The 22,977-nt window shown below is 52.0% G+C and carries 17 protein-coding genes; 12 read left to right on the top strand and 5 right to left on the bottom strand.

From position 1 onward, the window contains the following. The first annotated feature begins 3 nt into the window (after positions 1-3). From A372_RS0114330 to pgmB, 6 genes are all read left to right on the top strand, one after another. Complete coding sequence (locus A372_RS0114330) at positions 4-1,563, top strand: response regulator transcription factor (RefSeq protein WP_019421553.1); 1,560 nt, start codon at positions 4-6, stop codon at positions 1,561-1,563. A gap of 99 nt (positions 1,564-1,662) precedes the next feature. Next, positions 1,663-2,949 (top strand): ABC transporter substrate-binding protein, encoded by a 1,287-nt coding sequence (locus A372_RS0114325; RefSeq protein ID WP_019421552.1) that lies wholly within the window; start codon positions 1,663-1,665, stop codon positions 2,947-2,949. Positions 2,950-2,961: 12 nt separating this feature from the next. After that, the gene (locus tag A372_RS0114320) at positions 2,962-3,837 is read left to right on the top strand and encodes a carbohydrate ABC transporter permease (RefSeq protein ID WP_019421551.1); all 876 of its coding nucleotides are present in this window, start codon (positions 2,962-2,964) and stop codon (positions 3,835-3,837) included. Next, a complete protein-coding gene (locus tag A372_RS0114315) occupies positions 3,837-4,667 on the top strand; it encodes a carbohydrate ABC transporter permease (protein WP_019421550.1) in 831 nt (276 codons plus the stop codon). Before A372_RS0114320 ends, A372_RS0114315 begins: the two co-directional genes overlap by 1 nt. Positions 4,668-4,697: 30 nt before the next feature. Further along, positions 4,698-7,043, top strand: coding sequence for a glycoside hydrolase family 65 protein (locus tag A372_RS0114310; RefSeq protein ID WP_019421549.1), 2,346 nt, complete (start codon positions 4,698-4,700; stop codon positions 7,041-7,043). Position 7,044: 1 nt separating this feature from the next. Next, positions 7,045-7,713 (top strand): beta-phosphoglucomutase, encoded by a 669-nt coding sequence (gene pgmB / locus A372_RS0114305; RefSeq protein ID WP_019421548.1) that lies wholly within the window; start codon positions 7,045-7,047, stop codon positions 7,711-7,713. A 637-nt stretch (positions 7,714-8,350) separates the two neighbouring features. Here the strand turns inward: pgmB and A372_RS0114295 are convergent. The 3 genes from A372_RS0114295 to A372_RS0114280 are packed head-to-tail and all read right to left on the bottom strand — an operon-like array spanning position 8,351 to position 10,753. Continuing rightward, positions 8,351-9,331, bottom strand: coding sequence for an electron transfer flavoprotein subunit alpha/FixB family protein (locus tag A372_RS0114295; RefSeq protein WP_019421546.1), 981 nt, complete (start codon positions 9,329-9,331; stop codon positions 8,351-8,353). Between the two features lie 55 nt (positions 9,332-9,386). After that, positions 9,387-10,145, bottom strand: coding sequence for an electron transfer flavoprotein subunit beta/FixA family protein (locus A372_RS33955; RefSeq protein ID WP_019421545.1), 759 nt, complete (start codon positions 10,143-10,145; stop codon positions 9,387-9,389). A 23-nt stretch (positions 10,146-10,168) separates the two neighbouring features. Continuing rightward, positions 10,169-10,753: a TetR/AcrR family transcriptional regulator gene (locus tag A372_RS0114280; RefSeq protein ID WP_019421544.1), complete on the bottom strand. Its 585-nt coding sequence runs from the start codon at positions 10,751-10,753 to the stop codon at positions 10,169-10,171. Between the two features lie 207 nt (positions 10,754-10,960). Here A372_RS0114280 and A372_RS0114275 point away from each other — a divergent pair, with 207 nt between their 5' ends. The 6 genes from A372_RS0114275 to A372_RS0114250 all read left to right on the top strand — a co-directional run bounded on the left by A372_RS0114275 (position 10,961) and on the right by A372_RS0114250 (position 21,040). Further along, positions 10,961-13,135, top strand: coding sequence for a (Fe-S)-binding protein (locus tag A372_RS0114275; RefSeq protein ID WP_019421543.1), 2,175 nt, complete (start codon positions 10,961-10,963; stop codon positions 13,133-13,135). Positions 13,136-13,427: 292 nt separating this feature from the next. Next, a complete protein-coding gene (locus A372_RS0114270; RefSeq protein ID WP_019421542.1) occupies positions 13,428-15,824 on the top strand; it encodes a 3-hydroxyacyl-CoA dehydrogenase/enoyl-CoA hydratase family protein in 2,397 nt (798 codons plus the stop codon). Between the two features lie 22 nt (positions 15,825-15,846). Then, a complete protein-coding gene (locus tag A372_RS0114265; protein WP_019421541.1) occupies positions 15,847-17,028 on the top strand; it encodes an acetyl-CoA C-acyltransferase in 1,182 nt (393 codons plus the stop codon). A 30-nt stretch (positions 17,029-17,058) separates the two neighbouring features. Beyond that, on the top strand, positions 17,059-18,837 hold the full coding sequence (locus A372_RS0114260; RefSeq protein ID WP_019421540.1) for an acyl-CoA dehydrogenase family protein: 1,779 nt from the start codon (positions 17,059-17,061) through the stop codon (positions 18,835-18,837). Between the two features lie 35 nt (positions 18,838-18,872). Beyond that, entirely contained in the window at positions 18,873-20,552 is a 1,680-nt protein-coding gene (locus tag A372_RS0114255) for an AMP-binding protein (protein WP_019421539.1), read from the top strand. A gap of 59 nt (positions 20,553-20,611) precedes the next feature. Next, positions 20,612-21,040, top strand: a complete 429-nt coding sequence (locus tag A372_RS0114250; RefSeq protein WP_019421538.1) for a PaaI family thioesterase — start codon at positions 20,612-20,614, stop codon at positions 21,038-21,040. A 265-nt stretch (positions 21,041-21,305) separates the two neighbouring features. Here the strand turns inward: A372_RS0114250 and A372_RS0114245 are convergent, their stop codons facing one another. Further along, positions 21,306-22,334, bottom strand: coding sequence for a phosphotransferase (locus A372_RS0114245; protein WP_019421537.1), 1,029 nt, complete (start codon positions 22,332-22,334; stop codon positions 21,306-21,308). Between the two features lie 178 nt (positions 22,335-22,512). Then, a complete protein-coding gene (locus tag A372_RS0114240) occupies positions 22,513-22,845 on the bottom strand; it encodes a hypothetical protein (protein ID WP_019421536.1) in 333 nt (110 codons plus the stop codon). Positions 22,846-22,977: the final 132 nt, after the last annotated feature.

Below are 22,977 nucleotides of genomic sequence, written 5' to 3'. Positions count from 1 at the left end.
ACTGTGAAAGTATTGATTGTCGATGATGAAGAGCATGTGCGGGAAGGTATTGAATTAGCGATTGATTGGGATAAGTTCGGCGTTAAGGAAAGATATCAGGCAGAGAACGGACTGGAAGCCCTGAACATGATCCGGCTGCACCGGCCAGGGGTTCTATTTTGTGACATGAGCATGCCAGAAATGGATGGTGTTCAGTTATTGGATTTAATTCGTGAGGATAATCCGGATATGAAGATTATTGTTGTGAGCGGATACAACGACTTTATGTATACACGCGCCACGATAAAGGCAAACGGTGTGGATTATATTTTGAAGCCATTTAAAAAGAAAGATTTGGAACAAGCCCTTTTGCAAGCTGTAACGTCTTGGAAGCAGCGGGAGAACAGCTTGCGCATCGAACGAGATACAGAATTTCTCTTGCAGCAAGCTGATTTTTTGGTCATCGAGCAAAAAATGACGCAGTTCCTCAAGGGCGACACTTCTCATTATTCAGAAATCAAAAGTTACTTACTCAAGTCAAGACTGCCGATAGAGCATATTCGAGCCGCCGTAATTCTGATGAGAAACAGCACAACATTGATCGAGCAGCGGTTTAACGGGGATGGGGAGCTGTTTGCTTTTGCGCTCATCAATATGGCACATGAGTCAATGGAAGGGTACGGCTCTCATCAATTGTTCAGATTGGATGAATACCGTTGGTTATTGCTGACCGCTGAGGATGCTAACTACAGCCTGACCAACAAGCTGAATCATTTCATAAAAAAGGTGACAACAGCATGGGAAGCGACTATCGGCTTGGAGGTTTTGACGGGAACAAGCCACGGCGCAACCGATCTGCAACATATCCAGTTGCAGCTTGTCTCTGCGCGGACCGCTTTGCTGCAATGCAATATATCCTCGATTTCAGCCAAATGTGATAACGCTTACACAGAGCCTGGCTTGTCCAATCTGGAAATGTTGTTGAATATCGCGTTAGAAGACGGGAACAAGGCTTTTGTAGCTGAACTCATACACGGCTTTGCGGAGGAATTGCGTACATGCAACACATTGCTTCTAAAAGACTTGCAAATGTATACCAAGGAAGCTAATTATATGTTGGAGAGAGCGAGCCGGCAGATCAGCAAGGATACGGCTGACTTATCGATTCCGCTATGGATTAGCTATATTGCGGAGTGGGAAACGAAGACGATTCAACAATGGTGGAGGCTCATTGAAGACAGCGGAGCTGATGGATATGAAGGTAGAGGAATACAAGCGATCCATGAGTACATTCAGCAGCATTTTCATGAGAACGTTACTTTATCCGCATTATCTGCAACATTCCATTTCAGCCCGCAATATATTGCCAAAAAATTCAAAGAGATGTACAACACAACGGTAGTGACATACCAGACAGATTTACGAATGGAAAAAGCAAAGTCACTGCTTGCGCATACAGACATGCCCATTATTAAAATTGCTGAGCTTGTCGGCTATTCCGATGAAAATTATTTCAGCAAAGTATTTCGCAAACATCAGGGTTTGCCCCCTCTAAAGTACCGGAAGCAGGCGCGAGATTCATAAATTACTCTTTTTAGCGAAGATAATCTCTGTTTCGCCAAATTCAATATTTATAAAATAGAAGTGTGGCATACAGAACCAACAACTTGAGGGGGAATCGGGATGCGTAAGTTAATGTTAATGCTTCTGACGAGTGTTGTTACCTTGTCCTTAATCAGCGGTTGCGCTGGCGGCGGGAGCGCAAGCGGCACTGAGGGAGCAGCAAGCGATGCGGCAAATGCAGGGAACAGTGAGAAAGTCACCATCAAAATCATGGATTTCAAAACAGAAATCACAGATAAAATCAAAGCAATGGCTGCTGATTATATGGCGCAGAATCCCAATGTCAATATTGAAGCGCAAGTAACCAGCAACTACGATACGTTATTAAAAACACGCTTTGCTGCTGGCGACGGTCCGGATATTTTTATGACCAGAGCTTATACGGACATTCAAGATTGGTCCGGCAGATTAGTAGATTTATCAGGCGAGCCATGGATGGATAAGGTGGTTCCTTCCTCTGAGCCTGGAATGACGGTGGATGGCAAGAAGCTGGGCTTCCCGCTCGCTGTTGAAGGATACGGATTTATTTATAACAAAGATTTATTCGCGCAAGCGGGCATTGATACATTGCCGACTACGCTAACGGAGCTGAAGCAAGCGAATGAAAAGCTCAAGACTGCAGGGATATCCTCTTACTCTGAAGGGTATAAGTCGTTCTGGGTGCTGGGTCAGCATTTGTTCAACTTGCCATTTGCATTTGAGAAAGATCCTGCTGCTACAATCGAGAACATGTCCAAGGGTGAAGCAAAGATTGCGGATTTAGCGAACCTGAACGGATTTTTCGATGTGTTGGATATGACGGTCCAATACGGGAAAGGCGCAGATACAATCGGCCTTAGCTACGATAACCAAGTGTCGGATTTTGCATCAGGCAAGACGGCGATGATACAGCAAGGCGTATGGGCAATCGACTCGATTACGAAAATCAACCCGGATATGAATATTGGCATGTTCGCCATTCCGCTTAATGAAAACGCTGACGAAACCAAGTTGCCTGTCGGTGTGTCGACGTATTATTCGATTAATAAAGATTCGCAAAATATTGACGAGAGCAAGAAGTTTTTGACGTGGCTCCATGAGAACGGGCAGAAGTATATCGTAGATTCGTATAAGCTGATTCCGGCCTTCACAGACTTGAAGACTACAGCAGAGTTGGGTCCTTTGGCAGCTGATTTGAATAAGTACCTGCAAGATGATAACACACTGATTTGGTCCTTCCAGCTGTGGCCGTCCGGAATCGCAGAAGACTTTACTGTACCTTTGCAGGCTTATGTAGGCGGACATTTCGATAAAGAGCAGACGATTCAGGAATTGCAAAAGGTTTGGGACCAAAAAGTAAAAAAATAGGAATGATTACTTATGACGATTAAGACACGCGGGCGATTGATGTATACCGCTTTTGTGGCACCAGCTATCATCTTCTTCGCTTTAGTTATTCTTGTTCCATTCCTAAGAGCGATTGTTTATTCCTTTCAGGATTGGGATGGAATCAGCAGCAATATTAGTTGGGTGGGGTGGAGCAACTATCAGCAGCTGCTTCACGACACGGCATTTATGAAATCTTTTGTTTTTACAGCTAAGTATGTTGCGGTTACGACGGTTCTCCTCAATGTAATTGGACTTCTTCTCGCATTGGGGTTGAACCAAGCGATTAAATTTCGGAATGTATTGCGCACAATCTTTTTCCTGCCTTATGTCATGGGTTCGGTAATCGTAGGTTTTATTTGGCAGTTTATTATTACGAATCTGTTTAGCGAAATCGGTTCGGCAACGGGATGGTCGCTGTTTCAGAAAAATTGGCTGAGTCTTCCCGATTATGCCTTCTGGTCTATCGTTATGGTAGCTGTATGGCAGTCGGTCGGATATTTTATGATTATTTACTTGGCTGCGCTTCAGGGCGTGCCGAAAGATATGCTTGAGGCCGCCGAAATCGATGGCGCCGGATATTGGAGCAGAATGCGGAACGTTGTGTTCCCGCTCATTCGTCCTGCATTAACGATCAACTTGTTTTTGGCGATTGCCAACGGCTTTAAGGGCTTCGATCTGAACTATTCCCTTACGGGCGGCGGACCCTTCGGAACAACACAATCGTTGGCTTATCATATCTACACGGAAGGTTTCGGAAGGAATTTGTTCACCTACGCATCTTCGAAAGCGGTCGTATTCTTCCTCATTCTTGCTGCGGTAACCTTGGTACAGTCCATTGTGCTGAAGCGTAGGGAGGTAGAGCTATAATGCATAAACGCGAGAATCAACGCAAGCCGATTCTATTCATCATCTTATCCTTGCTTGCTGTAGTGGTATTTTTTCCGTTGTATATCACGTTAGTCAATTCATTTAAATCGTACAATGAAGTCGTATCGTCGGTTGCAGCTCTTCCGAGCGCGTTTCATTTTGGCAATTTTGCGACGGTGTGGAAACAGCTTAACTTTGGCGGCGTGTTCATGAACTCGCTCATCATTACGGTAGTTTCAGTGGCTGGTATTTTAATGATCAGCGCACCGGCTGCGTATCAATTTGTGCGGCGTCCTGGTTGGGTGAGTCAATTCTTGTTTTTACTCATATTGTCCTCACTCGTTATTCCATTCCAGACGTTAATGATTCCGCTAGTTAAGGTAGCCAGTGAATTGCGCCTTATGGATTCTATTCCCGGCATTATTATTATGTATTGGGGATTCGGTATTCCTCTTGCTGTATTTTTATATCACGGCTTCATCAAATCCATACCGCGTGAGCTTGAAGAAGCTGCCTTAATCGACGGCAATGGCATTGCAGGCGCGTTCTTTAGAGTAGTCCTTCCGTTGTTGAAACCAGTTACGACTACGATTGCTATTTTGCAGTCATTGTGGATCTGGAACGACTTCCTGCTGCCGCTCATCACGCTCAGTTCCAAGAAGAATCAGACGATTCCGATCGCATCATCCGTTTACTTCGGTCAATATATGAACGAATGGCATTTGGCGATGGCGGCATTGACGATGGCTTCCATACCGGTAATCGTGTTCTTTGTCTTTATGCAACGAAATATTATTGAGGGAATTACGGCAGGAGCGGTAAAAGGCTGATGGGCCGGTATAACGGAGGAATAGATGGCTATGATGAAATACGACTTAGGAGAGGGCGACTTTAAAAATTGGATCGTTGCCGAAGCAGATTTTTCTCGAAATTTATTAGGCAAGGCCGAAGCTGTTATGTCCCTGGGCAATGGGTATATGGGATTGCGGAGCGCAACGGAAGAACCTTATGTTGGCGAAGTAAGGAACTTATTCGTTGCCGGCACCTTCAATCAATCGGATCGAATCGAAGTATCCGAGCTGCCGAACGCTGCAGACGTGACCAGGCTCGATATCCGGGTTGACGGAGAACGATTGGATGCAGCTCCCTCCCGAACAGCCAACTATGTTCGCGCCTTGAACTTGAAGGAAGCCGAGCTGACTCGCTCATTCATTTGGACGACCTCAGCCGGAAAAGAAGTGGCATTTACATTCAAACGATTTGTATCGCTGGATAACCTGCACGTCATTGCGATGAGCCTGGAGATCGAAGCTCTCGATGCGGATGTACAAATCAGCATCGAGAGCGGCATTAATGCGCAAGTGGCCAATAGCGGTTCACAGCACTTTTATGAAGGCGAGAAACGTATATACGATAAGAAATATATCGAGATGATACAAAAAACAGTCGAATCGCAAATCGATTTCATGTTCCACACGGTTCATCATGCAAGTCTGGACGGCGTTGAGCTAGAAGAGCCCTTCATGCGCATTGATCGCAGAGTTGTGATGCTGACGTTTAAGAGCGCTGTGGCTAAAGGCCAAAAGCTTTCTTTGGAGAAGCTGACTACGGTCCATACCTCGCGGGATAAAGACCTGGCGGGAATGGAGCTGCAGGATATGCGTCAACAAGCATTGTCAAGCTTGCGGGCCTGTGCTGCCAAAGGCTATGATGCATTGCTTCTCGAGCATACCCGAGCATGGGAGCGAAAAGTATGGGGAGTGTACCCGTTACACATTGATTCCGAGAATGATTTTGACTTGCTCGCAGCCAGATTCGCCCTGTACCATTTGACAGTGATGACGCCTGCTCATGATGAACGGATGGGAATAGCCGCGAAAGGCTTGAGCGGTGAAGGGTATCATGGCCATTCCTTTTGGGATACCGAAATGTTTATTTTGCCGTTCTTTACTTATTCGAATCCTCAGATTGCGCGTTCGTTGTTGACTTATCGCTATTTGGGACTGGAAGGCGCGCGGAAAAAAGCAAAAAGCAACGGATATGAAGGAGCCATGTATCCTTGGGAAGCGGCATGGCCGAGCGACGGGGAAGTTGCGCCCGAGTGGGGCCGGGTTGATGTTGTTACAGGGAAGCAAACGAAGATCTGGACAGGGTTTATTGAGCAGCACATTACCGCTGATGTAGCTTTTGCCGTATGGCAGTATTACATGGCAACAGACGATCAAGCATTCATGGAAGAATTCGGCTATGAAATCATATTTGATACAGCAAAATTCTGGGCGAGCCGCTTGGAATGGGACGACAGCAGGCAGCAATATTCTATCAACGATGTAATCGGCCCGGATGAATACAAAGAGCATGTTGACAACAATGCGTTTACCAACTATTTCGCGCATTTTAACTTAGAGCTTGCGGTGACGTATTATCAGCAATTGCGGGAGCTGGACACGGCTGTATATCAAAAATTAAACGCGAAGCTTCAGTTGGAACAAGCCGCTATTGCATGGAATGAGGCCATCGACAAACTATATTTGCCTCAGCCGCGCGACACCGATTTGCTGGTGCCGCAAGATGACACTTACTTGACGAAGCGAATCATTGATCTGACGAAATATAAAAATCAAACCCATGTCAACACCATCTTTGAAGACTATAGCTTGGAGCAGCTTAGTGACATTCAGGTATCGAAGCAGGCTGATCTGATGATCCTGTTTTACTTGCTAGAGGATAAGTTTAGTGAAGAGGTTAAAATCGCCAACTACCATTACTATGAGCCGAAGACATTGCATGACTCATCTTTAAGCTTATCTACGCATGCGATACTGGCAAATGACTTGAATGATCGTTCGCTAGCGTATCAATTGTATCAGCAGGCATGCGAGATTGATTTGGGGCCAGATATGAAATCCTCGGATTTAGGTATGCATACGGCCTCCATTGGGGGAATTTGGCAAATTATCGTTATGGGATTTGCGGGCGTGCGCATGATCCATGGAAAGCTGAGAATGAACCCCAAGCTGCCGGCGCACTGGAACAAGCTGGAGTTCTCGATCAGTTGGAAAGGCCAACGCTTGGAGGTTGCCATTGGGAAGGACAAGCTCGTTATAACGGCTCTCGATCAGCTTCCAGTAACGCTAGAAGTATATGGAACGGAATACAGCTTCGATCACGTGTTAACTGTCAATCTAGCGTCGGGGGATAACTAAGATGAAGCTGCAAGCAGTATTATTTGATTTGGATGGTGTCATTACAGATACGGCAGAGTATCACTATCTGGCGTGGAAGCAAATGGCGGAGAACATAGGTATTGGGATTGACCGCGAATTCAATGAGGCGCTGAAAGGAATCAGCCGGATGGAGTCTCTTGAACGCATCCTGATTCATGGTAACCGTGCGCAAGACTTCACGCCTAACCAGCGCACAGTCTTGGCACAGGAGAAGAATGAACACTATATTTCTTTGCTGACACAGCTCTCGCCTGAACATACGTATCCGGGGATTGGAGAATTGCTAGAACAGTTAAAGCAAGAAAAGGTGCCTGCCGTTCTTGCCTCGGCCAGCAAGAATGCGCCTCGCATTTTAACGTCGCTGGGACTGGAGGAAATGTTTCAATACATGGTGAGTCCGGACGGAATTCCGGGAAAGCCTGCTCCCGATATATTCTTGAATGGTGCTGAAGCCGTAGGAGCTGACCCGCGATATTGCATCGGAATTGAAGATGCTCAAGCAGGCATTGAAGCTATCAAAGCTGCGGGAATGTACGCAGTAGGCATTGGTGAAGAGCGAGTATTGCGTATAGCAGGAGCGAATATCGTATACGAGAGTACAGCTGAATTGAACCTCTCGTCATTATTAAAAGCCGCGTCTATGGAATAATGGGATTGCGGGCAGTGCCAGTGCAGCTGAATATGGCAGTATCACTAAGAAGCCGATCTCTCAACTTTGAGGATCGGCTTTTATTATGGAGTTGCATCGCTAACGATGGTCTGTTGATAAAGGTGATTCGAGGACGCAGGTTAGGCGTCTTCATTATGATTCATTGGATTCTGTCCAATGGAATCAGCGTGTATATCGCTTAGCGGCAGGTTCCATTGGAGTTCATCCAATGGTTTGACACTTATCGGGCTCAATCGCCGAGAAACAGCCGGATCTACTGTATAAAATACAGTCTGCATGCAGTTGAGCAGCTTAACCCGTACTTTCTGCTGTACGCTTTCCAATGGAAACAAGCTTCGACCGTACTGAACATCAACTTTCCTAACATGAATGAGCGCATTCAGAAATGGGGAACGAAGTGGGAGTGGGGAACAAACCAGAAAAAAGTGACTGCAGGGCGGGAGTTACTCGCAGCCTCCCCCGCCTGAGTCACAACTATGGCGAACGATATGATCGAATAATTAATAGTAAAAAAGCACTGGGATTTAAGGGGCATCCCGAGCCTTCTAATTAGGCTGCCTGATGCCCTTCTTGTATGAAATGATGGCCGAATGAGCGGATACGGAAAAGCTACATCCTACGTCTGCAGCGCCTGCTTGAACTGCTCGGTCAAGAGCGGCACAACTTCGAACAAGTCGCCTACGATGCCGTAATCGGCAACCTGGAAAATAGGCGCTTCCGGGTCTTTGTTAATCGCAATGATGACCCGTGATTGGCTCATACCGGCTAGATGCTGGATCGCGCCGCTGATGCCGCAGGCGATGTACAGCTCCGGCGTGACGACCTTGCCAGTCTGGCCGATTTGCAGGGCATAATCGCAATAGGCCGCATCGCACGCGCCGCGTGAAGCGCCGACGGCGCCGCCCAGCACGTCCGCGAGCTCCTCCAGCGGCTTGAAGCCCTCGGCGCTGCGGACGCCCCGGCCCCCGGAGACGATGACCTTCGCTTCGCTCAGATCCATCTTGCCGGCCGTATTTTGCACAACCTCGCGGATGACGGCGGCCAGCGGCGGCTCTGGATAAGCGACAGCTGTTACCGGTGCCGTCCGGCCTGCTTCAGCGGCCAGAGGCGGAATGTTATTCGGGCGGATCGTGACGATCCACGGCGTTGACATAAATTTTTTCTTCTCCATAGCTTTGCCTGCATAGATCGGACGGGTAAACAGCAGTTCGCCGCTGTCGTCCGTGTCCATGGAGATGACGTCGGAGATCTGGCCGGCGCCGAGCGCGGCAGCCAATTGGGGCGAAAGATCTTTGCCCCACGCGGTATGGCCGAAGAACACGCCGTCTGGGCGGACTTCCTGCATGACTGCCTGCAACGCGGCAAAGTAAGCTTCCGGATGATAATGAGTGAGAGCGGAATGATCAACGGAATAAATACAATCCGCGCCGTAGACGGCCAAATCGCCCGCAAGCCGGGTTACATCAGAACCCATGATGACAGCGGCCACGGTTCCGCCGTCGCCGGCAGCAGTGCGGGCCGCACCGATCGCTTCATAAGATACCTGCCGAAGAACGCCGCCTTTCGCTTCGGCTACAACAAGAATTGTTCTGGACATGGTCAATCGCCTCCTTCAAATATGGACCTTGCCGGAATCGGAATCAGAATCGGAATCATACAACCTTCGCTTCTGTACGCAACAGCTGGAACAGCTCCTGCGCCTGCTCCCCCGGTTCCCCGGAGATCAGCTTGCCCGCTTGGCGCTGTGGGGGCAGGAACAGCTCGGCGCGCGCGGTGCGCGCTTCGGCTGTCACGCCAAAGTCGTCCAGCGTCAGCTCGCGGAACGGCTTCTTCTTCGCCTTCATAATGCCTTGCAGCGAAGGGTAGCGCGGCTCGTTCAGCCCTTGCTGGGCCGTAAATAGCGCCGGCAGCGGCAGCTCAAGGATCTCCGTATCACCCTCGGCGTCCCGGGAGCACACGGCGCGTCCGTCGGCGATGTCCAGCTTCGTAATGGCCGACACATGCGGGATGCCGAGCAGCTTCGCCAGTCTTACGGCCACTTGCCCCGCACCGTTATCCACGGAGAAGTTGCCGCCCAGGACAAGGTCGTACGGCTCCGTGCCGACGAAAGCGGCTAACGCTTGCGCGACCGCGTGTTCATCCGCGCCGATACGCTCGTCGTTCAGCAGCACGGCCTCGTCGGCGCCCATGGCGAGCGCCGTGCGCAACGCTTCGGCTGCGCGCTCGGGACCGGAGGAGACGACGGTCACTTTGCCGCCCATATCATCACGGATGCGAATCGCTTCTTCCACTGCGTATTCGTCATAGGGATTAAGCACGAATTTGACCCCGTCTTCGACGACGCCTCCTTCTGCGATGAAGATCTTTTCCTCCGTATCGAACGTCTGCTTGACTAATACGATGATATTCATCTTTCATTGCCCCTTTCGTTTTTTCATGCCTCGAGCCCTTTTAAAAAGAAGCCTACCGCACCGTCCAGTTGTCCGGAGAGAGAATACTTTTGCCCGGAGATGAGCCATGAGGTAACGACCTCGTCCATGGAACCGAAAATAAGAAGACGGGTGAGCTTCACGTCCAGATCGGAACGGAACACTTTCTCTTCAATGCCCTGCAGCAGAATTTGTTCAATCAGCACGATGTACGGCTTAATCGTCTTGCCGATCTCCTTGCGGAGTTCGATCGAGCTCTGTCGAAGCTCGATCTGCGTCACGAAGGCGAAATCGGGATCATTTTCGAGTTCGGTAAAATGAATTTCACATACCTTGCGCAGCGCTTCCTTAGCCCCTGTCGCTTCTTCGAGGCTGGCGTGAAACTTGGCGACAAGCTCGCCCAGCTTCTCGCGGAACAAGGAAATGAGGATATCCTCCTTTCGTTTGAAATATAAATAAATAGTACCGTCAGCGACTCCGGCCGTTTTGGCAATCTTGGAAACTTGCGAACGGTGAAATCCGTTTTCTGCAAATACCTTGACCGCTGCATCGAGGATTTGGGTATATTTTTCTTTTTTCTGACTTGCCATGGAATCACCTCAGTGCTAAAATGTGGAATACGAATGAATGAACGCTCATTCATTTTCTGCTGATATCATAAAATAGAACGAAACCCTTGTCAATGATTGGATGAAAAATGGGTGCGCATCAAGACGATTACATGTGATATCAGCCGATGGAAGCGATTCCTATGAGGGCATTCGTTCATTTACAAAAGGGGAAAGGAGATGGTTCCGATGCCGGGAGCGATCGTGCAGCTCGTCCTGTTTTTGGCCGTCACGGGACTCGGTGTCTACTGGTTCGCCAAAGCGGTCATCCATCGGTACATGTACGTCAAGCTGGGCCAGCCGGTGGATTGGAGCGGGCGAGCGAAGCATAACTTGCGTGAATTCGCCGTTCAGGTGTTCGGCCAGACGAAGCTGCTCAAGGACAAGAAGAGCGGTCTGATGCACATTGTCATTTTTTACGGATTTATCATTTTGCAATTGGGTGCGCTGGATATCATCTATAAAGGACTGTCGGGCCAGCCGCTTCCGATTCCCGGCTATGCGGCGTTCGAGCTGCTGCAAGAAACAACGGTGGCGCTCGTGCTGGTCGCCATGGGTTATGCCGCTTACCGCCGGTACGGCGAGAAGCTGGAGCGATTGAAACGCGGATGGAAGCCTTCCATCGTCGTCTTCTTTATCTTTTCGCTCATGCTGTCCGTCCTGTTGACGATGGCGTTCGATCGCCTGGTCGAGGGGGAGGGCCAGTCGCCATACGCGCCCATATCGTCTCTGATCGCGGTTCCGCTTGCCGGGTTGTCCCGAGGCGTGGCCGAGGCGCTGTATGTGACATTCTGGTGGGCGCATCTGCTTATTCTGCTGGCGTTTCTTGTCTACGTGCCACAGAGCAAGCATTTTCATCTGCTGTCAGCCCCGGTCAATCTGCTGCTGCGGCGTACCGAATCGCCCGGGCGTCTCCGCAAGCTCGATCTCGAAGACGAAGAAGCGGAATCGTTCGGTGCCGGCAAGGTGGAAGATTTCACACAGAAGCAGCTGCTTGATCTGTATGCTTGCGTCGAATGCGGGCGCTGCACGAATGTTTGTCCGGCTGCCGGAACGGGCAAATGGCTCTCGCCAATGCACATGATTGTCAAGCTGCGGGATCACTTGACGGACAAAGGCGCGGCCGTCACTTCGCGCTCGCCTTGGATACCGGCATTCGCCTTCTCGACTGCCAGCACACACGGCATGCAGACCGGAGGTCAAGAGCTCGGCGCGTGGCAAGGCGAGGGGATGACTGACATCGGACCGACGATGCGGGCGCAAGCCGCATCTTGGCAGACGACGGCGAATCGTGCGCCGGGAGAGCTGGAGCTTATAGGCGATGTCATGTCCGAAGCTGAAATATGGGCGTGCACGACTTGCCGCAACTGTGAGGATCAATGCCCTGTCGCCAATGAACACGTCGACAAAATCGTCGACATGCGCCGATATCTCGTGCTGACGCAAGGCAGCATGCCCCATGATGGGCAGAGGGCGCTGCAGAACATCGAGCGTCAGGGCAATCCATGGGGAATCAGCCGCAGCGATCGCGCCAAATGGGTGCAGGAAATCGATCCTGAAGGCGTGCTGCATGTGCCGACGGTGAAGGAGAACCCCGAATTCGACATTTTGCTGTTCGTTGGTTCGATGGGCTCGTACGACAATCGCAGCCGCAAGATAACGCGTTCGCTCGTGCGACTCATGAACGAAGCCGGAGTGAACTTCGCCATACTTGGCAACGAGGAAAAAAACTCGGGCGACACCCCGCGGCGTATGGGCAATGAGTTTCTGTTCCAGCAACTGTGCGAGGAGAACATCGGCACGTTCCAAAAATACAACGTGCGCAAGATTGTAACCGCCTGCCCGCACACGTATAACACGCTGAAAAATGAATACCCTGAATTCGGCCTTGAAGCCGAAGTTCTTCATCACAGCGAGCTGCTCGACGAGTTAATCCGCGCAGAGCGTCTCGTACCGCGCCATGAAGTGCAGGAACGCATAACGTATCACGACTCGTGCTACCTAGGGCGGTACAACGGCGTCTACGATCAGCCGCGCAACATTTTGCGGGCAATCCGGGGTGTAACATTGCTTGAGATGGAGCGCAGCCGCGAGAACGGCATGTGCTGCGGAGCGGGCGGCGGTATGATGTGGATGGAGGAAACCGCCGGCAAGCGCGTCAATCTGGCACGCACCGAACAGGCGCTTGCCACGAAGCCGTCAGTCATTTCATCGGCCTGTCCGTATTGCCTCACCATGATGGAAGATGGCACCAAGCTGCTGGAGGCGGAAGAAGCGGTACAGACGCGAGATATCGCCGAGATTCTGGAATTGGCCGTATTCGGCCCGGTGAAGTCAGACGACAAGCAGCCAGTCAGCGTGTAAATCAACATTGTTTTTGTATGGAAAGCACTGCGACTTCAACGTATGAACATCGAACTAATATGGAACGAACATCGAATGAATGGACATCGAATGAACAAACCTCAATGAATCAACCACAACGATTACAACCAACAATGACCTACCCGATATAGCCAATCATCAATGACCTGTCACAAACAACAACGTCCGACTCCAAAGCAACGACATCCTGTACATGTCAACACAACCAACAACGATTCAGTCATCTCATCATGTTGAAACAGAACATTTCAATCTGGGAGGGAATCTGCATATGATCCAATCGATTCAACGCGCCGCCGTTATCGGATCCGGCGTAATGGGAGCGGCGATCGCCGCCCATTTGGCAGGCGCCGGCATTCGGTGTCTCTTGCTTGACCTCGTGCCGGCTCAGCTTACGGAAGCAGAAGCACAGAAGGGACTTACGCTTGAGCACCCGGCTGTGCGCAACCGTCTTGCCGTTAATGCAATCACACGTTTGAAAAAGACAAAACCGGCACCTTTATACAGCGAAGCATTTGCCGAACGAATCACGCCGGGCAATCTGGATGACGATCTTCCGAAGCTGGCCGACGTGGATTGGATTATTGAAGTCGTCGTCGAACGGCTTGACGTCAAGCAGGAGCTATTCGGGCGCATCGAGGGGGTATGGAAGCCGGGCACCATCGTATCGTCGAACACGTCCGGCATTTCCATCAATGACATGGTTGCTTCATGCGGAGAAGAGTTCAAACGTCATTTTTTAGGTACTCATTTTTTCAATCCTCCGCGTTATATGAAGCTGCTTGAAATTATACCGGGAGCAACGACCGATCCGGAAATTGTGTCGTACATGCACGAATTCTGCGAGCGCCGTCTCGGCAAAGGCGTCGTTGTGGCCAAGGATACGCCCAATTTCATAGCCAACCGCATTGGCACGTACGGATTGCTCGTCACGCTGCGCAATATGCTTGAAATGGGATACACGATCGAAGAAGTCGATGCGGTGACTGGACCGGCCTTGGGACGGCCGAAGAGCGCCACGTTCCGCACGCTTGACCTCGTCGGACTCGACACGTTCGTCCACGTTGCGGCCAACGTGCATGGTCAGACGGCTGCCACGGCAGAGAAGGACGTATTTAGCGCTCCCGATGTCCTGAACCGGATGGTGGAGCTTGGCTGGATCGGCGAGAAGCAGGGTCAAGGCTTCTATAAGAAGGTGAAGACGGAGGCCGGCAAGGAAATTCATGCGCTCCGCTTCGACACGATGGAGTACACGCTGTCGCGCAAAGTCTCATCGGCTTCGCTCGAAGCGGCCAAGACCGCGAAGGGGGCGGCCAATAAAATCAGGGCGCTGCTCGGGACGAAGGACCGGTATTCCGAGCTGGCTTGGAACACGCTCAAGCCAGTGCTGCTCTATGCGGCGCACAAGCTGGGCGAGATCGCGGACACGATAGCCGATATTGACAACGCCATGAAGTGGGGCTTCAACTGGGATCTCGGTCCATTCGAGATATGGGATGCGATTGGCTTGGCATCGACCGCCAAACGCATGGAGGCCGAGGGCGATACGGTGCCGGAGTGGGTGCGTGCCTGGATAGACGCCGGCCATACCGGATTTTATGAGCAGCGGGACAATAGAAGCTTCTATGTCCGCAATGGGGACTGGAGCGAGCTTGAGATGCCAGCCGAGCATATTTCGCTGCGAGGGCTCAAGCAACAGAACCAAGTCGTGCTGTCCAATCCGGGCGCTAGCTTAATTGATATCGGCGACGGTGTCGCATGTCTTGAATTCCATTCGCCGAACAACGCCATCGGGGCCGACATACTGACGATGATACAGAAGAGCGTCGACGAGGTGCGCCGCAATTACCGCGGACTCGTCGTGGCGAACGAAGGACGCCACTTCTGCGTCGGCGCGAATGTGATGCTGCTGTTGATGGAGGCGCAGGAAGAGGAATGGGATGAGATCGACCTCATTATCCGCCAGTTCCAGAACACCATGCTGACGCTCAAGAGGCTGGAAAAACCGGTCGTCGCAGCGCCGCATCAGATGACGCTGGGCGGCGGGGTGGAAGCATGCTTGCCTGCCGACAAGATCATTTTCTCGGCGGAAACGTATTTCGGACTGGTGGAGACGGGTGTCGGCCTAATTCCGGGAGGCGGAGGCTGCAAGGAATTGGCCTTGCGCTCAAGCCGGATGGCGGGCCATACGGACGCTGATTTGCAGCCGTTCGTGAGCGGGTATTTCGAGACGGTCGCAATGGCGAAGGTGTCGACGAGCGGCTATGACACGAAGCGGCTAGGGTACATGGGACCGCGCGATTCCGTCGTCATTAATGAGGACCGCCGCATACATGAAGCAAAGATGGCCGTGCTGGCAATGGATAGCGCGGGATACGAGCCGCAGGAAGAGGAGCGCATCCGCGTCATCGGAGAGCCGGGCAGGGCGGTGCTTGAGCTGGGAGCCTATACGATGCATCTCGGCGGGTACATTTCGGATCATGACCGGCTTATCGCGAACAAGCTTGCGCATGTGCTCGCAGGCGGCAATGTGCCGGCGAACAGCCTTGTGACTGAGCAGTATATGCTCGATTTGGAGCGGGAAGCATTTTTGAGCCTGTGCGGCGAACCGAAGACGCAGGCGCGCATGCAGCACATGCTGGCCAAAGGCAAGCCGCTGCGCAATTAATTATGAATGAGGTGAGATTGCAATGAAAGAGGCAGTCATTGTATCTATGGCGCGTACGCCAGTTGGCAAGGCAAAGAAGGGAATCCTCGCGCACACGCGCGCCGAGGATCTGGGCCGCATCGTGTTGGATGAGGCGGTTCGGCGGGCACCGGGCTTGAGCAAGTCGGAGATCGAGGATGTCATTATTGGCTGCGCGATGCCGGAAGGCGAACAGGGGTTGAACATGGCGCGCATCGTGTCGCTGTATGCCGGTTATCCGGAGACTGTGCCTGCGGTGACGATTAACCGTTTCTGTTCGTCAGGCCTACAGTCGATAGCGTTCGCTGCGGAACGAATCAGGGCCGGCTCCGCCGAGACGATCGTGGCCGGCGGCATAGAGAGCATGAGCGCGGTTCCAATGACCGGATTCAAGCTGTCGCCGCATCCGAAGCTTATATCCGAGATGCCGGAGGTGTATATGGGCATGGGGTATACCGCGGAGAATGTAGCGACACGGTTCGGTATCAGCCGCGAGGATCAGGACCGCTTCGCGGCGGACAGCCACCGTAAGGCGGCGGCCGCCATCGCGGAAGGGAAATTCCGCGATGAGATCGTACCTGTGAATACGTCGCAAAAAGGCGTAGGCGCCGACGGCCGTCCATGGGAGAAAGAAATAACGTTCGATATGGACGAAGGCGTCCGGCCGGATACGACGCCAGAAGCTCTTGCCCGGCTGAAGCCGGCGTTCGCCGCGAGAGGCAGCGTTACGGCGGGGAACAGCTCGCAGATGAGCGACGGCGCGGCGGCTTGCGTGCTGATGAGCGCTGAACGGGCGCAAGCGCTCGGCCTGCAACCGCTGGCCGCATTCCGCAGCTTCGCTATCGCCGGCGTCGAGCCGGACATTATGGGCGTAGGCCCTGTTGAAGCGATCCCGAAGGCGCTGCGTATGGCGGGCATTGCGCAGGAGCAAGTGGACCTGTTCGAGGTGAATGAAGCGTTCGCCTCGCAATGCATTCACATCATCCGCCAGTTGGAGCTGGATGAGAGCAAAGTGAATGTGAACGGGGGCGCGATTGCGCTCGGCCACCCGCTCGGCTGCACGGGTTCGAAGCTGACGGCGACGCTCGTGCATGAACTGCGCCGCCGGGGCGGCGGCTACGGTGTCGTCTCGATGTGCATCGGCGGGGGAATGGGAGCCGCCGGCGTGTTTGAAGTATTTGCTTAACTTAACAATTCATTGGAAAGGAAGATTGCGATGTTGGAAACGAAGATTAAAGGCGGCAGCTTTGTTATTGAGGATGTAGAACCGGAAGCGATCGTCACGCCGGAGGATTTCAGCGAAGAGCAACGCATGATGGTGGAAACAACCCGCGATTATGTAGAAGGCGAAGTGTTGCCTAACGACGAAGCATTGGAGAAATTGGACTATGAGCTGACGGTAAAGCTGATGCGCAAAGCCGGGGAACTCGGCTTGCTCAGTGCCGACGTTCCAGAGGAATATGGCGGCCTCGGTCTCGATAAGGTAAGCTCGACGCTTATCGGCGAGACGCTGACGAAAGCGTCCGGATTCGCACTGTCCATTGGCGCACATGTCGGTATCGGGACACTGCCAATCGTATTCTTCGGCACGCCGGAGCAAAAGAGCAAATATTTGCCCGACTTGGCGACAGGAGCGAAAATCGCCGCCTATTGCCTTACCGAACCGTCATCCGGATCGGATGCGCTCGGAGCGAAGACGACGGCAAAGCTGTCCGAAGACGGCAGCCATTACGTGTTGAATGGCTCCAAAATTTTCATAACAAATGCAGGCTTCGCCGACATTTTCATCGTTTACGCGAAGGTGGACGGTAAGGATTTCACCACCTTTATTGTAGAAAGAGGGATGGAAGGCTTCACGATCGGTCCGGAAGAGAAGAAGATGGGCATTAAAGGATCTTCCACCTGCCCGTTATTTTTTGAGGATGTCAAGGTGCCGGTGGAGAACCTGCTCGGTGAAATCGGCCGCGGCCACGTCATTGCGTTTAACATTTTGAACATAGGGCGATTCAAATTGGGTGCGGGCTGCCTTGGCGCTTCGAAGGAAGCGATCGAGCTGAGCGCGAAATACGCGAATGCGCGCACGCAGTTCGGCAAGACGCTAGCCTCTTTCCCGCTCATCGGCAAAAAGCTCGCAGAAATGAATATCCACACTTATGTGACGGAATGCATGGTGTACCGCACGTCTGGCTTGGTTGATGCCGCGCTCAAGGATATCGATCATCAGCACCCGGACTCAGGCATGCTGTCGGCCAAGGGCATTGCCGAATATGCGCTCGAATGCTCCATCAACAAAGTATTTGCTTCCGAGGCGCTCGACTTCGTTGCCGACGAAGGCGTGCAAATTCACGGCGGCTACGGCTTTACCCAAGAATATAAAATCGAGCGCATCTACCGTGATTCCCGCATCAATCGCATCTTCGAGGGCACGAACGAAATCAACCGGTTGCTCATTCCGGGCATTCTGCTCAAAAAAGCGGCCAAGGGCGAACTTCCGCTCATGCAAAAGGCACAGGCGCTGCAATCCGATCTGATGTCGATCGTATCCGTGCCAGATGCGGGCGGCGCATTGGAGCAGGAGGGGCACCTGGTGTCCATGGCGAAAAAGGTGTTCCTCATGGTCGGCGGCTTGGCGGCGCAGAAGTACGGCACGGCGTTAGAGCAGCATCAGGAGACACTCAGCAACCTCGCTGATCTGATGATTGCGGTATATGCCATGGAGAGCGCCCTGCTGCGCACGCGCAAGCTGATGGCCAAGGGCGGCGAAGCGAAGGCGAAGCTGGCCGTACAGATGACGACCGTCTATGTGCACGAAGCGTTTGCCGACATCGAACGAATCGCCAAGGAGACGTTGGCCGCCATGGAATCGGGCGACATGCTGCGCACGCAGTTGTCCATCCTGAAAAAGCTGACCAAAAGCTCACCGATCGATTCTGTCAGCATGAAACGCGAAATAGCGGCACGTGTCATTCAGGCGGAAAAATACGCGGTCTCGTAATACGCGCCAATTCCGCGAGAAAGGGATGAGTTGGTATGCCATTGGAGAAACCATGGCTCCGTCATTACCCGCAGGAAATCTACCCGACGTATGACTACCCGCGGCATAATGTCGCCCAATTTCTTATCGACGCGGCGCGGGATTGTCCGCAGCGTCCCGCGCTCGAATTCATGGGGAAGCAGTTGCGGTACAAGCGGCTGCACGAGGAGAGCTGCCGTTTCGCCAATGCGCTTACGCGCCTTGGGATCGCGAGGAAGGAACGGGTGGCGATTATGCTGCCCAACTGTCCTCAGACGGTCATTGCCTATTACGGCACGCTGATGGCCGGCTGTGTCGCCGTGCTCACGAATCCGCTGTATAAGGAGCGTGAACTCGAGCTGCAGCTGGCCGATTCCGGCGCAGTGGCCATCGTGACGCTTGATGCTTTATTTCCGCGCGTGCGTGCCGTTCAGGCTCGCACGAAGCTGCGCCACACCATCGTGACTTCCATCAAGGACTACCTGCCGTTTCCTAAAAATGTGCTCTATCCGATCAAGGCCAAGCGGAGCGGAAAAACAGCTGAGGTGAGTTACGGCCAGGATGTCCATGCTTTCACCGCGTTGCTGAAGAGCGTTCCGCCTCGCTTCTCCTGCGTCGATGTCGACGCGGAGAACGACCTGGCTCTGCTGCAGTATACTGGCGGCACGACGAGTACCTCGAAAGGGGTTATGCTGACCCATGGCAATCTTGTCGCCAATACGATGCAAGCCGGCACATGGTTCTATAAGGTGAAGCGGGGTGAAGAAATATTTTTGGGAGCGCTTCCTTTCTTCCATGTGTTCGGCATGACGATACTGATGAACCTATGCATGCTTTGCAGGGGAATGAACGTGCTGGTGCCGAAGTTCGAACCGGGCGAGGTGCTGCGTCTGATTCACAAGCAGCGTCCGACCGTGTTCCCCGGAGCGCCGACCATGTACATTGCTCTCATCAACCATCCTGACATTCATGAATATGATCTGTCCTCGATCCGCATGTGCCTCAGCGGCGCGGCTTCGTTGCCGCTTGAGGTGCAGGAAAGGTTTGAATCGTTGACGGGCTGCGTGCTTATCGAAGGATATGGATTGACGGAGGCTTCGCCTATTACGCATGCGAACCTGTTATGGGGCACGCGTAAGAACGGCTCGATCGGAATTCCTTTCCCGAATACGGATGCGAAGGTGGTCGATGCATACTCCGGAGAGGATCTGCCGCCGGGTGAAGTCGGCGAGCTTGTCGTCCGCGGTCCCCAAGTGATGAAGGGATATTGGAATAGGCCGCAGGAAACGATGAAGGCGCTTAAAGACGGATGGCTCTATACTGGCGACATGGCGCGGGTGGACGAGGATGGATTTTTCACCATCATGGACCGGAAAAAAGATTTGATTATCGCAGGAGGCTTCAACATTTATCCGCGCGAAGTGGAGGAAGTGCTGTTCGAGCATCCGCAGGTGCAGGAGGTCGTTGTCGTAGGCGTACCGGATCCGTACCGGGGTGAGACAGTGAAGGCATATATCATATCGCGTGCGGGAAGCGCGCCGACTGCGGAAGAGCTCAATCTCTGGTGCCGGGAACGTCTCGCTTCCTTTAAAGTGCCGCGCCAATACGAATTCCGCGACGAACTGCCGAAGACGATTGCAGGCAAGGTGCTGCGCAGAAAGCTTCTCGAAGAGGAAGAAATGCTGCTGAAGCGATAAGAGTTACGGGTCACATGCAACGAATACGAACGAAGGAATGGAGCGGAGGTGAGACCTGTATGAAGAATCAAACGGCGGCACCTTTAGCGTTAGAGAGCTCACAGTTTAAAAAGCTGTTCGAACAGGCGCGGGGCACCTTCTGGGAATATCTCGGCTGCGAGGTGGTGTCGGCTGCGCCCGGTAGGGTTGTCCTGAAGCTTGACGCCGGGCTTCACCATTTGAACGCGATCGGCATCGTGCACGGCGGCGTGCAGTCATCTCTCTTGGACAACGCGATGGGACTCGTCACGATGCTGGCTCGTCCCGGCGAGAATACGGTGACATCGAACTTGAACGTTCATTTTGTCGCACCGTTGCATGCAGGCGATCTTCGCGTCACAGCGGACATTGCGCACGAGACGCGCCGAACGATCACCTGCACTGGACAGGTGATAGGCGCGGATGGACAGCTCGGATCGCTTGCGACAGCGACGTTCCGCGTCATTTGACGCGGGCGAACCATTAACACGCAGGGACGCCCGTCGAACAGTACGGAACGCACGCTAGCCGAGCGAACATGCGCCGATAGTTGGTAGAGCCTGTTACCATATCTGCACGTGCTCGGTTCTGTCACACAAAATACTCTTGCCCAACAGAGCGTTATACAGCCCCTGAACGGAAGGTTCCGTCAGGGGCGTTGCTCTGCCCAAAATAAAATTTTCAGACGAACTCGGCACAGCAGACCTCAACTAACTCCCAAGCCGCCTCAAGCGGTCAGTGCGGAACGAAAGCGATGTCACTTGGCTGACGCCGGGCCCATTCGTCCATCCACTGGATGGCGCTGAGACGTGCATCCCATGTTCGCTCCAACAGACGAAAAACGCGCGAACCTCTGCCGGATGCAATTCCCCGGGCTGCAATCCATGCTTCGACCGGCAAACGGAACAAAGAGCTGACTAACACACGTTCCGCAGGTATCAATGGTTTTAATTGTTCGTACCCCCGCAGTAGAGCATCGATCTGTACCTGATTATAATTAGTAGTGTTCAACAAGGTTTTCACGATTTCGTAGTAGGTCGAATCGATTCGTAACTGATCCCAGTCAATCAGAAATAGTCCGTTCGAATGAATAATGACATTAGGGGACGTGACATCCCCGTGAATCAATGCGGGATGGTTAATTTCCTCTTCCATAATATGTTTCGGTTCTGGCGCGTCGATGGCACCCCATGCTTCGTTCGCGAGCTTGATGCAATGGCCGCCATGTTCATTAAACCATTTCCCTGCGCCTTTTCTCTTACGAATGGTTGGCAAGCGGCGGCGAAAGAGTATATCCTGCATTTTGAATAGCTTGGTTTGGTTACGGGTACATCGAGACATAGGAGGAAGAGAGCCCTTGCAAATGTTATGAAGAGTTGCCAGGGCGCTTCCCAAGTTTTCGTAGTCTTGCTCGCTTTGCAGCTGGCCGCCCTCAACCCATTCCATCATATAGTAGGGTCTTCCGCTCTGGGTAACCCAGTACCCGCCGGACTTTGTGACCAGCCAATTAGGCAAATGGGGATATCCGTGTTCCTTTAATTTTTGGATGTACGAAGAGAGCCGGACGATTTGCTGCTTGGTAGTTAGTTTGTTTCCGATCTTTCTTCGGTAAAAGGGTTTGATTAAAAAATCGCCCTCATCCGTAGACACCCGGAAAGCCGCGTTTGGTTTGTACAGGGAAGCGTAAGATTTAACATTGTGCAGTTGGAGCCCGTAGTTCCTGACGATAGTTTTGAACCGCGCTTTATGGAATCGGTTTGCCACACCGTGATCCTCCGTTTCATTTCAGTAATGGGGCCTGTTGACAGTTTATTCGGCGGCTCGTGTGCGGTAACGGATAACATTTTTTTTTGAAGGCCATGTTTGAATGTGGCGTTAAAACGAGGCGGAGAAGGATAACTATATTCCTTCTCCCGCTACGAACATGAAAAGTAATAAGGGTTTACCTTATGACAAGTGATGCGATCAGCAAGATGATGCCGATAACAATGCCGATAGGTCCCCAAAATTGCATTGGAACGAAAAATAAGCTGTGTTGTGTCCCCATTTGATATTGCTGGCCCGTCTCCGGATCGATTAATACTTTACCGGAACTAGTGTTGAGTGCTTTGCCGGCGTACCAGATGATGACGCCAGACAGGATGAAAGTTACAGCCAGCGGCCCGCGCGAATCGATGGATTCCATGCCATATAAGGACAATATCCAGCTAATCACCATGAAACATACAGCTACAATAATGACATTGAGGATGCCAAACCCTTTCCAAATAACCACTAATCCCAACTCCAATATGTATGAAATAATTGTTAAATATTATTTCTTAATGTAAATGATGTCCATCCAAATTATTACAAAATAAAATTAATTTATTTGTGTCCTCAACCTTTAATTTAATGGACAAGAAAA

It is taken from the genome of Paenibacillus sp. OSY-SE (genome assembly GCF_000283315.1).
Classification (GTDB): domain Bacteria; phylum Bacillota; class Bacilli; order Paenibacillales; family Paenibacillaceae; genus Paenibacillus_B; species Paenibacillus_B profundus.
Note: the sequence above shows the minus strand (reverse complement) of the source record. Positions and strands in the feature narration are given on the sequence as shown.